We start from the raw sequence: 14,158 nt of genomic DNA on the forward strand, positions 1-14,158 counted from the left end.
TGGCAAAAGCCGCAAAAGCGGATAGTCGCTAAGCTTGCGATTTTGATCGCTAAAGGATCGTTATGAACGTTGTCGCCGATTTTTTGAGCGCGAAAGAGGATCGCGTCGGTTTCAAGACGCTTATCGCGCTAGTTTTTATCGCTTGGGTTTTCGGCGTGGTATGCCGTCTTTTTTGGATATTTGTTTTCGCCGACGCAAACGAGTTTTACTGGCTTGGTCAATTTATGATCAACACCAACGACGGCTACTACTGGGCGGAGGGCGCGCGCGATCTGCTGGAAAAACCGGACGTAATAGACGAGCTAAGCCCTACAACGCGGGGGTTGCCGATTATCACGGCGTTCTTAGCGAAATGTCTGCCGTTTATCTCGTTTGAGACGCTGATCCTATATATGCCCGCGTTTATAGGCAGTCTGTTAGCGATCCCCGTCGTCCTTATCGGTCGCGCTCTAAATCATACGCTTGTAGGATTTGTCGCGGCGGCGCTTAGCGTTGTCGCGTGGAGCTACTACAACCGCACGATGATCGGCTATTACGACGACGATATGCTAGTTTTGGTTCTGCCCGTATTCGTCCTATACGCGCTGATCGCGGGGATACGCTCTCAAAAGGCGATCTATCCGCTTTTAAGCGCTCTGTTCGCGTTTGCAAGCATCTGGTATTACCCAAACTCGCAACTGCTTATTTTCGGCATGGCGTTCGTTTTGACGCTTTATGCCCTAGTCGCTCGCGTAAGAGCGAAGCCGTCGCGACAAGAACGAGACGCCGCGGCAAGGAGGTCCGAAGCGTATAACTACAAGCTGCTTATCTTTCTCGCGCTTGGAGTAATCGCCGTGCGTTACGGCTTAATCGCTTTCGCGGCGATCGCCGTCGTTTTCGCCGCGTTTGTAAAATACAAAGAGCAGACCGATCGATTATCGGTTTTGCTACCGCTCGTAGCGATCGCGCTTATCGCGGCGCTTTATTTTAGCGGCGTAATCTCTCATTTTTGGCATCAGTTTTCGGGATACATAATCCGCGATACAACCTCCGCGATCAACGACGAGGTTGGAGCGTTGCATTTTTTCAACGTGGCGCAAACGGTTAGAGAAGCCGGAGAGATACCCTTTAGCGAGTTTGCCTCGCGCATTAGCGCTCATACGGCGGCTTTTATCCTCGCCGTTATAGGAACGATCGTCCTGTTTGCGAGATTTCCCGTTTTGCTGATCGCTCTGCCGTTCGTCGGGCTTGGCTTTATGGCGTACGGCATACCGGGGTATATAGGCGGCGGCGGGCTGCGATTTACCATCTACGCCGTCCCCGTTCTGGCGCTTGGATTAAGCTATCTTATCTTTTTAGCCGCGAATATCGTTGAAAACCGCCGCATGCGCTACGCGCTAATAGCGGCGCTAAGCGTTTTGGCGCTCCTGCCGCATCTAGCGCACATCTACGACTATAGAATGCCGACCGTCTTTTACTCGTTCGAGGTCGAGGCGTTGGATAAACTAAAGGAGCGAATCGAGCCGCGAAAGGATTACGCGATCAGTTGGTGGGATTACGGCTATCCTATTCGCTACTACTCATACGCGAAAACGCTCGCGGACGGCGGCAAACATAGCGGCTCGGACAATTTCGCGCCCAGCTTTATCCTAACGACGGACAATCAACTAGCCGCCGCGAAAATGGCGCGGCTTGCGGTCGAATACACCGAAAAGCAGATAGACGAGCGAAACCTCTCCAGACCCATAATGGCTCTTATGCTCGCCGATTACAACGAAACTAGCCCCGATCGCTTCCTGCTAAACCTCGCCGACGTCGCCGCTCCTCCAAAGAGCCGCGAAATTTATCTTGTCTTGCCGAATAGAATGGGCGAGATATTTGGCGCCGTCTCGCGCTTCTCGTCGCTCGATCTCGCGACCGGCAGACAGTTCGCGCCGCCGTTTTTTATGAACGCTTTAGTGATTTCCGATCAAAACAACATAATTACCCTCACAAACGGCGTAACGCTGGATAAGAGAACGGGAATGGCGCAAATTGGAGCGCAAAAGGCTCCGATCAAATACTTTTACGCGATCGGCGTCGATCAAAACGGGCGCTCTTTCGCGCGTTCGCAGACGGCGCACCCAAACGGCTCTCTCTCCGTTATCGCGAACATATCGACCGGTAGTTTCTGGGTTGTGGACGATCGGGCGCTTAACTGCGTTTTTGTTCAGCTATTCGCGCTGGAAAATTACGATCGCAACCTATTTGAGCTGGTCGTCTCATCGCCGTTGATGAAAATCTATCGGGTATTGATTTAGTGTGCGGCATAGCGGGATTTTACGAGCCAAACGCCCAAAAAGCGCAAACGCTCCTCAAGGCTTTAGCGCATAGAGGTCCCGACGACAGCGGCGTTTTTGAGGGCGATCTGATTACGCTGGTTCATCGCCGCCTTAGCGTTCAAGATATAGCGCTTGGCGTTCAGCCGATGACTAGGGGCGAGCTGACGATCGTCTTTAACGGCGAAATATACAACCATCTAGCGCTTCGCAAAAGCCTAAAGGCGGACTTCAAAACCAGAAGCGACACCGAAACGCTGTTGGCGCTATTTGAAGATCGCGGAGCGAAAGCGCTCGACGAGATAGACGGAATGTTCGCTTTCGCGATCTACAATAGGCGCGACAAAACGCTTTTTTTAGCGCGCGATCGTTACGGCAAAAAGCCGCTTTACTACTCGTTTCACAACGGGTTTATGTTTGCGAGCGAGATCAACGCGCTAACGGCGATAGCGAATTTCAGCGTTGATCGCGGCGCGGCGGAGGCGTATTTCGGACTTGGATTTATCCCTTTTGAGCGCTCCGTTTATAAGGAAGTTTTCAAGCTAAACGCCGGATCGTGGTTGAAGTTGCGGCTAGATACCTTCGATATTGAGGCGAGACGTTTCTTTGTAGCCGCCGATCTTTACGACATTAAACTGACCGACGAAAACGAGGCGATCGAGAGGATCGAGGCGGCGCTAAGCCAAAGCGTCAAAAGCCGCCTAGAATCCAGCGACGTAGAGGTTGGATCGTTTCTTAGCGGCGGGATCGACAGCTCTCTTGTAAGCTACTACGCCGCGAAGGAGCGAGCCGATCTAAAGACCTTTACCGTCCGCTTCAAAGGCGGCTTCGACGAATCGCCGCAAGCCGAAGCGATCGCCAAAATAATCGGCTCCAACCATACGACGATCGACGTAGCCTCAAGCCTAAAGGAGGATATAGAGAGCATACTATCGAGGTATGGCGAGCCGTTTTCGGACAGCTCGGCGATCCCTAGTTTCTACGTGGCGAAAGCGGCGCGAGAGCATGTCAAGGTCGCGCTAAACGGCGACGGCGCGGACGAGCTGTTCGCCGGTTATCGCCGCTATGTTCCGATAGCAAACGGCTGGTTTCCCTCCGCTCGCCGTTTTAGTTTTTTGGCGAAACTGCTGCCAAAACCTAGAACAAAATTGAGCGGTTATAACTATCTATACCGTTTGCTCGATAGCGCGAACGCGAAAACTCCGCTGGAGTTTTGGCGCAAAACGCGATCGGCGATCCCGCTGGAGTTTAACCCCGATAATCCCGTAGCGGTCGAGATCGCCGATTTTCTGCAAACCTTGCCGCAACTTACGCCGCTTGCTTTAGCGTTGGTAAGCGATCAGGCGCTGCTACTGTTTGGCGATCTGCTGCCGAAAATGGACATCGCCGCGATGTCCGTCGCTTTGGAAACGAGAAGTCCGTTTCTAAGCCGCGATCTGGCGTATCTAGCGCCGCTAATCGACGATCGTCTTAAAATCAAAGGAACGAAAACTAAATATATTTTGCGCCGACTAGCCCAAAAACGGCTTGGCGATCGCGTCGCTAACGCGCCAAAACGCGGCTTTGAGGTTCCGCTTGCCGAGTGGGTCGAAAACGATCTTAACGAGCAAATAAGCGATCTAGTTTGCTCGCCAAACGCCTTTTGGCGCGACTTTTTAGACGCGAGCGCGTTAAACGCGCCGCTTGGACGCGAGGAGAGAGCAAAAGCGCTTTGGACGCTCTTTTGTTTCGAGGTATGGAACAAAAACAGACTATCGTCTTTTTAAGCCATTTCGACGGCAACCTATATCTCTTTCGCCTGCCGATTATGCGCGCTCTGGCGCGCTCTGGTTGGCGGGTTGTAGCGCTTGTTCCAAGCGGGGAATATAGCGCCAAATTCGCCGAGTTTGGCGTGGAGCATATCGACTACAAGATCAACCGATCGGGGCTAAATCCCTTTGCGGAGGCGGCGGTTATTTTTCGTATTAGCAAAGCGTTAAAAAAAATCAAGCCCGATATTTTGCAGTGTTTTACGGCAAAACCCAATATTTACGGCGCGATCGCGGGCAAAATCGCTGGCGTAAAGAATATTTACTGCGCGGTAACGGGGCTTGGATCGTTTTTTGCGGATAACTCGCTAAAATCGAAAGCGCTTAGAGCTATTATCCTGTTTGGCTATAAGATATGCGCGAAGCTTTGCGTAAAAATTTTATTTCAAAACAACGACGATCTTAATCTATTTGTCGATAAAAAGATCGCCAAAAAATATAAGGTTTTGCTAATCGGCTCTAGCGGCGTGGATATTAACTACTGGCGAAAATCGCCCGAAGCGAAAAACGATAACGCGATCGCCGTTCTATTCGTAGGGCGGCTTATTAAACACAAAGGGATATTCGAACTATTAGAAGCGGCGAGAAATCTAAAGAGAAAGTTTGGCGAAAAGATCAAGTTTATTATCGTCGGCGGCGGCGACAAGGGTAACCTTTTTAACGCGAGCGGCGAGGCTTTTAGCGAATACGAGTCGATCGCGGTTTTTGAAGGCGAGCAAAAAGAGGTAAAACCATACTATGATCGCGCCGATATTTTTGTTCTGCCAAGCTATCGGGAGGGTATGCCACGCGCCGTTTTAGAGGCGCAAGCCATGAGTCTGCCCGTCGTAACGACCGACGCGATCGGTTGCCGCGACGCGATTGAAAACGGCGTAACGGGCATTTTAGTCCCCGTAGGCGACGCGGAGGCGATCGAAAAGGCGATCGAGCGATTGGTCGCGGATAAAACCTTGCGAAAAAAGATGGGCGAAGCCGCCCGCGAACGCGCCGAAAAACTATTTGACGTTAATATCGTTATAAAACGCTATCTGACGCTCTATGGCTAGTCGCAAAACCGTCGTCGAATAGGCGGCGGTTTCAGCTTTTCGCGGCAAGCATACGAGACAAAAGACCGACCAATAATCGCGCGGCGCTTTAATATCCAAAGCCTCAAAGCAACCCAACGATCAACCAAACCAAAAACGAACAGGGGAACGCCCAATGTTCGCGCTTCTTCTCGTCATTCCATGCTCCCCGCCATTTCCGCCCCTCTTATTCGCTTCCGCGCAAGATATTCGTCATACCCGCGCGGAGCTATAGGGCGGTTTTTCTGCCCTCAATTGCGGAGGAAGGCGGGCATCTATCCTTTAATGATCGTTGGTATGGGTTCCCGCTTTAGCGGGTATGACAAGAGTGTGGATTTCCGTAATCCCGCCCGCCTTGCGCTCCTATCCGCACAGGCGCTTCGCGGGAATGACGGAGGTTCGCGTTTGTTTTTATTGAATTCCCGCAATCCTGCGCGATTAGGGGCGGTAGCGCGCGCTCCGCGCTGGGTATGACGGAAAAGCGAAAATGATAAAAGCGCGGATACCAACCCTATCGGGTTATTTCGGCGCTTTTTCGCTCTAGCGCTACGTTTTGAGTAACCGCGCGCGGTTTCGCGCCTTTGCAAAACTATCCTCGCCAAAAAAAACTCAAACGCCGTTTTTAGCGGTTTGCCAGCCTTGCCTCGATACGCAAAATCCTACTCGCTCGCGCCCGCTTTTTTCGCCTCGCGGATTGGCGCGGATAACATAAGCGGCGCAGGTTATACCATCGCGGCGTTTTCGTAATTTGTCGCCCGCAATTTAGACGCGTTTTAATCGTTTGTGGATTAAAAAATAGGCGGATTTAGCGGCGTTTGGTTATATTTTCATCTAAATCTTTGCGTAAAAGGACGGTTATGATCCTATCGGAGCGTATTTCCCTAATGGAGGAATCGCTGACTCTGGCTATCGCGCAAAAAGCGCGCGAGCTTAAAGCCGCCGGTCGAGAGTCGATAAACTTTTCGGCTGGCGAACCTGATTTTGACGTGCCGCAGGTCGTTAAAGAGGCGGCGATCGCGGCGATTAACGGCGCGTTCAACAAATATACCGCCGTCGCCGGTATCGACGAGTTGAGAGAGGCGATCGCGGGTAAACTAAAAAGAGACAACGGCTTAAATTACTCTCCTAAAAATATCGTGGTTAGCAGCGGCGCTAAGCATTCGCTTTTTCAGATCTTCGCGGTTTTGATCGATCGCGGCGACGAAGTTATAATCCCCGCGCCAGCGTGGGTGAGCTACCCCGAAATAGCGCGCTATCACGGCGGCAAAGCTGTAATAGTTCCTACGTTAGCGCAAAACGATTTCAAGATAACCCCCGACGAGTTAGCGGCGGCGCTTACGGATAAAACGAAAATCGTCGTGATCGGCTCGCCGTCGAATCCTACCGGATCGGTTTATAGCCGCGAGGAGATCGCCGCTTTGGGCGAAGTCTTAAAGAGTAGCGGCGCGTTCGTGGTGAGCGACGAAATCTACGAAAAGTTAGTTTACGGCGTGAAATTCGCATCGAGCGCGTCCGCGAGCGACGATCTGTTTAGTAGAACGATCACGGTCAACGGATTGTCGAAATCCGTCGCTATGACCGGCTGGCGACTCGGTTATTTTGCCGCCGCGAACGGCGAAATCGCAAAAGCCGTCGCTAAGTTGCAGAGCCAATCGACCACAAACGCCTGTTCAATCGTCCAAAAAGCGGCGATCGCCGCGCTTGACGGACGAGCGGACGGCGATATAGAGGCGATGCGCCAAAGGTTTGAAAAGCGCCGCGATCTGGCGCTTAGGCTGCTGGGTAAAATCGACGGGCTAAAGCCGATTTTGGCGCAAGGAGCGTTTTATCTTTTCGTCTCGCACGAAGCGATTGAGAAGGATTCCATGAAATTTTGCATGAAACTGCTTGAAACGACGGGTGTGGCTACGGTGCCGGGCGCCGGATTTTTGCAAGAGGGCTATTTCAGAATGAGTTTCGCCGCAAGCGAAGCCAACATTGAAGCGGGGATCGAAAAAATCTCGGCGTTTGTTCGCGGATATCGGCGATGAGCGGTTTTATAGCTGCGGAAAACAGCACGCAAGAGATTGCTAAAACCGCCGTTTTAGTCAAATCGCTAGATATTAACGTATTGATAACGGGCGAGGGAGGCGTCGGCAAAACGACGCTCGCGAAAGAGATTCTGCCAAACGCGGCGATCGCGGACGGAGAAAACGAAGAGGACGTAGAGCAACTATTGGCGCGGTCGGAATCGCTGATTATAGAAAACTTTGATCGCCTCTCGAAAGTCGGTCGGTTGGAGCTAGACGGCAAACGTATCGTGGCGACCTCTTCGGCGACAATCGATCAGAGCGTTATCGATCGCTTTTTTGGCTTTACGCTTCGCTTGCCGCCGCTTAGAGAGCGCCCGAAAGACGTTCCCGCGCTGGCGCGGGCGTTCCTAGACGAGGCGAAGGCGATCTTAACGCTGGATATTGATATAAATCTCGACGCTTTAGACGCGGATCTGAGCGATAACGCGCACTCGCTTCGCCGCGCGGTCTATTCGTATTTGCTGTTCGACGGCATTGGCGAAAAGGAGTTGCTAACGATTATGGAGCGGTTTTTGCGCGGCAAAATGAACGAAACCGGCGTCGGCGTTAATATCTACCGCGATTACGCTTATCTATACGACAAACCGCTAATTCTAGCCGGACTTGACAAATACCGATCGCAGCTAAGGCTCGCAAACGCGCTCGGACTTAACAGAAACACGCTAAGAAAGAAGATCAATGGGCTTGGAATTGAACTCTGAGATTGAGCTAGACGGCTCGCGCTATCGCAACTGGATGGAATACGACTACAATCCGTTTTTTGTGTTCAACCAAAACGGGATCGTAACGTATCTGAACCGATCCGCCGAGCTTTTAAGCGGCTACGAACCGATTAGAACCTTCAACGATCTGGCGCTTTCTTACGCGTCGATCGATTTCGGCTATAAAACCACCTTTATGCCGCTTAATTTTGGCAAGTTTCATTTTTTCGCGATCACGGTAGGCTACGAGGACGAAAACTCGATTGGCATCAAACTATATCAAGCGCCTGCGATTAGAGAGAGCGCTATCGAAAAGATGAAAAATTGCAATCAAACCAATATCTACGTGCTGATCGACATCGCGATTTCGCTTGCTAAAGGGCGTTTGCAAGCGGCTTTGTTCCGCAACGAATTTGACCCCGCGATTCCGGAGTTTAAGCTCTCGCAAAATGATTTTACAAAGATTTTAAGAAAAATCTACGACGGGTTCGATCCAAAATGTAAACTGATCGCCACTTCGCTCAAGCTAAAGGCGGGCGAGTTTTTACGCGCCGGAGGCGAAAAGTATCAGCTAGTCGAGCTTAGGGTAAGCGGCGCGCCCAGAATCGCCGATTACGACGATACAATCGACGCGCTTTCAAACGGCATCAATATAGCCGCTTCGTTTGAGTCGGATAGCGCCACGCTTGAAGTTCCGCTCGTAATCAACTAATCGCGCGCCGCTCCCCCGCGCGGATAAAGCGCAAGGGGGAGGGGGCGAAGTTTAGGCGCGACGGTTAGTCCAGCTCGAACTCGTCGTAATCGTCCTCGTAGTCGTCCTCATAATCGTCATACTGACGCGTTTGTTCCGGAAATAGTCCTTTGAATGGAAGCGGTTCGCCATGAATGTTCCATTGGTCTTTCTCAAAATGCGCCTCGGACTTCCAGACGTCGCCGTCTCTCTTAATGAAGCCGCTTGCCTCCGCCATGCCTAAAAACAACTCGGGAACTTCTAACAATCCTAGCGCCGTTTGATGAACGGATAGATTAACGTCGATTATCAATTTGCCCGTCAGACTATTGATGTAATCCTTCGATAGGTTAAACGCCGGAAGCGTTACTTGCGGATCGGTCGTTAGCGTCGCGTAATAATTAACCGGCGCGTCGTTGAGCGAAAAACTGATCGTATTTGAAAAAATCGCCCCTTTATCGAACACGGCAATTATATCCGGAACTAAGCCAAAAATTTCCTCGTCCGCCCTCCGATTGTTTGCCTGCCGCGACTGAATAACCTCTATGCGCTTTTGTATCTCTTCGAGCGTTTTCGCGTCCGCTTTTACGATAGAAAAGGCGAAATAAGGCTTATCCACGATTATGTCTTGCTGATCGGGTAGAGCGTTTTTGACGCCCAAGAGGCTGAACTTATCAGCCGAGAACTCCACAACGCTGTCTATCAAACCGCCTTTTACCTTTTGGGCGCTTTTTATTTTCAGATTATCGACGCTTGGATGAGCGGAGCCGCCCCTGCGGTTGACGTTTATGTCGATTTTGGCGATGGTAAATTCGGCTTCGCTGTCTTTATCTAAGCGACCGGATAAATCCCCGTTCGTTTTTAGCGCGATCTCGCTTATCTTGAAGTTTTCTTTACCCTCTTTAAACTCGATATACGGTTGCTCGGCGGTAAGGCTAATATCCGATTTGCCCTTTACGCTTATATCGATTGTTAAGGGTTTGATCTGTAAGGAATTGCTTCCGCGTTCATAGGATATATCGCGGGTAGCGTATTTGCCGCTAGTTAGCAAGTATGGAATGCCCGCGCTTTCGCCCTCCAGTAAAACGCCGTCTTTGATCGCGTCGGGCAACTCGTCGCGAATGGATTCAAGCGCCTCGCCGCTTATGCGAACCGCGTCGCGGCTTTTGAAAAGCGCCACAAACGGAGAGTCGCTCGTCAGATACCAACCAAAGGAAACGTCCGATTCAATCTCAAGCATGCTATGCCCGTCAAAGAGGTCGCCCGTAACCGCATAGACGAGCTTGGCGCCAAACAAACTTTTGTCGTAGCTAAGCTGCCGAAACTCAAGTTGCCCTTCGCTACCAAGCTGTTGGGCTAATTTAGCGTTGAGCTTTTCAAAATCAAGCGCTCTGCTCATAACAAGCCCCGAAACGATCGGGGCGACAATTGCGATAACGGCGACGGCGATAATCGCGGCCGCGAGAATTTTCTTCATTACAATCCTTGCCTTTGAATTTTGACGGCAGTATATCAAATAAAACTAATTTTCATGGCTTAAGTAAGCGGCGCAAGCTAGTCATAATTTAACGATTGTCGCTCCAGCGCCGCCCATATTAGCGTTCGCGTCCGCGAAATTTTTCACGCTAGGATGAACCTTGAGCGCTTCGCGCACGGCGCGCGCGAGTTTGCCGCTTCCGATTCCGTGTATAACGATAGCTTCGTCGAAACCGGCGAGCAGCGCGTCGGATATAAATTTGTCCAGCTTTTCAAGCGCCTCTTGCGCGCGAAGCCCGTGCAGATCGAGCCTGAAACTCGCCGTTCGCGGTTTTTCCACGACGACTTTTGTCTTGACGGCGGGAACGAAGGGCGCGCGTTTTAGATCGCTTAAAGCGGCGTATATGCGCGCGCCGTCGCTCTCTACGACGGCGCGATCGTCTTTGATCGACGCGATGGCGCCGATCATGCCTATATATTTAACGCTATCTCCAACCTTGAAAGTTTGCGTTTCCGTTTTAACGGGCGGTTTTGCTATCGCCGTTTTTAGCGCGTTCGCGGCGTTTAGGGCGCGAGCGCGATCGGCTTCGTTTGCGGCGCGCGCCGCGAGTTTCGCCGCGTCGATCGCGGCTCGGTATTCGCGCTCTAACTCGCCGCGCAGACGCTCGTATTCGGTCTTTTGCGCCTCGCGCTCGGCGATCAGCGCGTTTTTTCGACGCTCTAGCTCCGCTTGCTCGCCGTTTAACTCGGCGATCTTTAATCGCGTTTGGCGCTCTAGCTCGCTTGAGCGCTCGATCAGATCGTTTAGCCGCTCGCGATCCTCGCCGTATTCGCGCTCGGCGGCGCTCACGATCGTTCGCGGCACGCCGTAGCGCAACGCCGTTTCAAAGGCGTAGCTGCGCCCGATTGTTCCTAGCATAAAATCGAAAATCGGCTTTTGCCCTTTTTCGTCGTAAAGCGCGGCGATCAGCTCGACGCGGTCGTCTTTGGCGGTTAAAGCGGCAAGCCGTTTGTGGTGCGTAACGGCGATAATCAACGAACCGCGTTCGCTTAAGCGCTCCAATATGATCTTAAACAGGCTTGCCGCCTCGTCGCCGTCCGTGCCAAGCTCTATCTCGTCGACGCCGATCAGCAGATTTTCTTTGCCAAACAGCGGCGCAAACTGCGCCATTCGCCCCGCAAAGGTGGATATGTCGTTTTTAACGTTTTGCGGATCGCTCAAGATCGCCTCTATCCCCTTAAAACGCCCGATAAGGCTTTTATGCTCGTCGATTTTCATCGGTATTAGCTCTCTTGCCATCAACGCGGCGCTTAGCGCGGATTTAAGCAGCATGGTTTTGCCGCCCGCGTTTACGCCCGTTACGACGGCGATCGGCTTGGAAAAATCTACGGAGATCGGCTTTGGGCGTTTAAGCGCGGGGTGGCAAAAGTTTGACAATACGATTCGCTTAACGCCGCTTGAGCGGACGATAGACAAATCTCGCGCTTTGGCGAAATTAACCCGCGCCGTCAGCGCGTCGAGGCGATCAAACGCCGCGTTGATAAAACGCAAATGTTTTACCCGCTCAAACAGCGACGCGGAATACTCGCGCTCGATCGCGGCGATAGCGTTTAGCCTGTCGTTTTCTAAGTCCTCGATCGAGCGTTTGACGTCGCTCGCGGCTCTTGGCAAAACGTAGAAAAATCCCGCTTGGGTGCGATCGACGACGCGCCCCGTTAGCGCGCGGTTAAACCCGCCGCGAAGCAGCAGCGTCTCTTCGCCTCTCGCGATATGAACCTGACGATCGACAAGATAATCCGCTAGTTTCGCGTCGCTCGCTAAGCGGGCGATTAGGCGCTCTAGCTCTTTTCTTTTTCCCTCGATCGCGGTTTTTAGGCGCGTAAGCTCCGCGTCGGCGATGATTTCGCCGTCGTAATCAAACGCCGCCGTTAGATTTTTCAGCGGCTTTTCGATCTCGATCGCGGCGATAAACTCGCCGATTTTGCCCCGATACTCTCTAAGTTTTAGCGCCTCGAAAAAACGAGCGATACGGACAAAATCGTATATTTCGTCCAGTTTGGCGATCCCGCGTTTAGCCAGCCTGCCGATCGCGTCGTCAAGGTTTTGAACGCGCGGCAAAGCGGGAATCTCCAGCTCGCTTAACTCGCGCAGAAAGATCGCGTTTTGCCCCTCGTCGCCTTCGATCGCGAAAGACTTCTCGCGGGCGAAAAACGCGGACAGCGCCGCAAAATGCTCGCTTAGATCAAGTTGTCGTATTAGCCGTTGCATCGACGGCATATTAGCGCCCGATCAATCAAACATAAAGCGATCGCGGAGTAGGATATAGGCGCGATTATTCAGGAAAGGATTTACTATGGCTGTAAAGGTTGCAATTAACGGATTTGGGCGAATCGGAATGCTCGCAGCAAAGGCGATCGCCGAGCGAAACGACTTGGAGCTTGTAGCTATCAACGCGACGGGCGCGCCGGATATGATCGAGTATCTGCTGAAATACGACAGCGTTCACGGGCGCTTTAACGACGTGAAGCTAATCGACGACAAGACGATCAAGATCGGTAAAAACACGGTAAAGATCAACTCTTCTCGCGATCCTAGCGAACTCGATTTCGGCGAAGCTACGGTTTTGATCGAAAGCACGGGAAAGTTCCTCACAAAAGAGAAGGCGTCGGCGCACCTGCGCAACAATATCAAAAAAGTCGTGATGAGCGGACCGGCGAAAGACGACACGCCAACCTATGTGATCGGCGTTAATCACGCGCAATACAAGGGCGAAAGCGTTATTTCCAACGCGAGCTGCACGACCAATTGTCTCGCTCCCGTGGCAAAGGTGATTCATAAGGCGTTCGGCATCGAGAGCGGTTTGATGACGACGGTGCATAGCTACACCAACGATCAGAATATCCTCGACGTTAAACACCCCTCCGATCGCCGCCGCGCCCGCGCCGCCGCGCTTAATATCATTCCGACGACCACCGGAGCGGCTAAAGCGGTGGGGTTGGTGTTGCCGGAACTCAAAGGCAAGCTCAACGGCTTTTCGATCCGCGTTCCCACGCCGGACGTGTCCGTAGTCGATCTGACGATCAATCTGACCAAAAGCGTTACAAAAGAATCGCTTAACGACGCGGTGCGAGAGGCGGCAAAAGGCGAGTTCAAAGACCTGATCGTCATCGACGAGGATAAGTGCGTTTCCAGCGATTTCATCACCTGCCCCGCGAGCGCCGTCTTTGTTACGGACACCACGCAGGTAATAGGGGATAAATTCGCCAAAGTGTTGGCGTGGTACGACAACGAATGGGGCTACACCAATCGCCTTGTCGATATGGTCTCTTATATCGGAACGCGCTAAACGTTTTTAAGGTTCGGGGGAGTTTTACTCTCCCGCTCCGCGCGTAGTTTTCGGCGATTTTAATCCGTAAACCTCTTGTTTGACTAGGCGAGCGTTCGTCCTTAAATATGCTCGGCGCGCCGCCGTTCTTAACGTAAGCGAGTTTGCGTATTTCGATACTCAAAAAAACAAGCGCGCGCATAAATTGAAAATTCCGATTGCCAGCAACGTAAATTTTCGCGTAAAAATTGCGTTTTTACCTTGTTCAAACGATTTATGGGCTATAATCTATCTATACCAAAACTTTCAGAAGGAGTGCGTTATGTCCAACAAGTTGGATCCAAAGGTAAAGGCAAGCGTGTTGCAAGCGATAGAATCGCTGCTAGACGACGGCGCGCAGCGCGCGGCGGTAGTGGAGTATTCCGTCAAAAAAGACGGAAGCAAAACGACGAAACTGTCGATCGTCGAAGACGGCGTAGGACACTTTCTCTCGCAAGGTTTCAGCGAAAACGGGTTGAAGAGCTTTGTTAAATCAAGCAAGACCGCCGGCGTAAAACACGGCTACGTTTTGTTTGAAACCGCCAGACTCGGCGACGCGCTAGGATCGTTAGTTGGCGATCTAGAGAATATAGAGGCTGATCTCGCTAGAAAAATCGGCTAAATTAAACGCTAAGGCATAAAATA

General features: G+C 51.8%; 10 protein-coding genes. 8 read left to right on the forward strand and 2 right to left on the reverse strand.

Annotated features, from left to right (window positions below; translation table 11 throughout):
* Window positions 1–62: 62 nt before the first annotated feature.
* The 6 genes from LBF86_05480 (at window position 63) to LBF86_05505 (ending at window position 8,654) form a co-directional block, all read left to right on the forward strand.
* Entirely contained in the window at window positions 63–2,279 is a 2,217-nt protein-coding gene (locus tag LBF86_05480; GenBank protein ID MDR0664956.1) for a peptide transporter, read from the forward strand.
* Complete coding sequence (gene asnB, locus LBF86_05485; GenBank protein MDR0664957.1) at window positions 2,279–4,063, forward strand: asparagine synthase (glutamine-hydrolyzing); 1,785 nt, start codon at window positions 2,279–2,281, stop codon at window positions 4,061–4,063. Before LBF86_05480 ends, asnB begins: the two co-directional genes overlap by 1 nt.
* The gene (locus tag LBF86_05490; protein MDR0664958.1) at window positions 4,033–5,151 is read left to right on the forward strand and encodes a glycosyltransferase family 4 protein; all 1,119 of its coding nucleotides are present in this window, start codon (window positions 4,033–4,035) and stop codon (window positions 5,149–5,151) included. Before asnB ends, LBF86_05490 begins: the two co-directional genes overlap by 31 nt.
* Before the next feature lie 878 nt (window positions 5,152–6,029).
* Complete coding sequence (locus LBF86_05495) at window positions 6,030–7,199, forward strand: pyridoxal phosphate-dependent aminotransferase (GenBank protein MDR0664959.1); 1,170 nt, start codon at window positions 6,030–6,032, stop codon at window positions 7,197–7,199.
* A complete protein-coding gene (locus LBF86_05500; GenBank protein MDR0664960.1) occupies window positions 7,196–7,942 on the forward strand; it encodes a sigma 54-interacting transcriptional regulator in 747 nt (248 codons plus the stop codon). Before LBF86_05495 ends, LBF86_05500 begins: the two co-directional genes overlap by 4 nt.
* On the forward strand, window positions 7,932–8,654 hold the full coding sequence (locus LBF86_05505; GenBank protein ID MDR0664961.1) for a PAS domain-containing protein: 723 nt from the start codon (window positions 7,932–7,934) through the stop codon (window positions 8,652–8,654). The genes LBF86_05500 and LBF86_05505 overlap by 11 nt, the downstream gene beginning before the upstream one ends.
* Before the next feature lie 64 nt (window positions 8,655–8,718).
* On the opposite strand, the gene LBF86_05510 is transcribed toward LBF86_05505, so the two are convergent.
* Both LBF86_05510 and LBF86_05515 read right to left on the reverse strand, forming a co-directional pair.
* On the reverse strand, window positions 8,719–10,149 hold the full coding sequence (locus LBF86_05510; protein MDR0664962.1) for a YdgA family protein: 1,431 nt from the start codon (window positions 10,147–10,149) through the stop codon (window positions 8,719–8,721).
* Between the two features lie 81 nt (window positions 10,150–10,230).
* Entirely contained in the window at window positions 10,231–12,426 is a 2,196-nt protein-coding gene (locus LBF86_05515; GenBank protein ID MDR0664963.1) for a Smr/MutS family protein, read from the reverse strand.
* A 76-nt stretch (window positions 12,427–12,502) separates the two neighbouring features.
* Between LBF86_05515 and gap the strand changes: the two genes are divergently transcribed.
* Window positions 12,503–13,495: a type I glyceraldehyde-3-phosphate dehydrogenase gene (gene gap / locus LBF86_05520; GenBank protein ID MDR0664964.1), complete on the forward strand. Its 993-nt coding sequence runs from the start codon at window positions 12,503–12,505 to the stop codon at window positions 13,493–13,495.
* Between the two features lie 301 nt (window positions 13,496–13,796).
* The gene (locus LBF86_05525; GenBank protein ID MDR0664965.1) at window positions 13,797–14,135 is read left to right on the forward strand and encodes a hypothetical protein; all 339 of its coding nucleotides are present in this window, start codon (window positions 13,797–13,799) and stop codon (window positions 14,133–14,135) included.
* Window positions 14,136–14,158 lie beyond the last annotated feature (23 nt).

The organism is Helicobacteraceae bacterium, assembly GCA_031258155.1.
Taxonomy (GTDB): domain Bacteria; phylum Campylobacterota; class Campylobacteria; order Campylobacterales; family SZUA-545; genus JAIRNH01.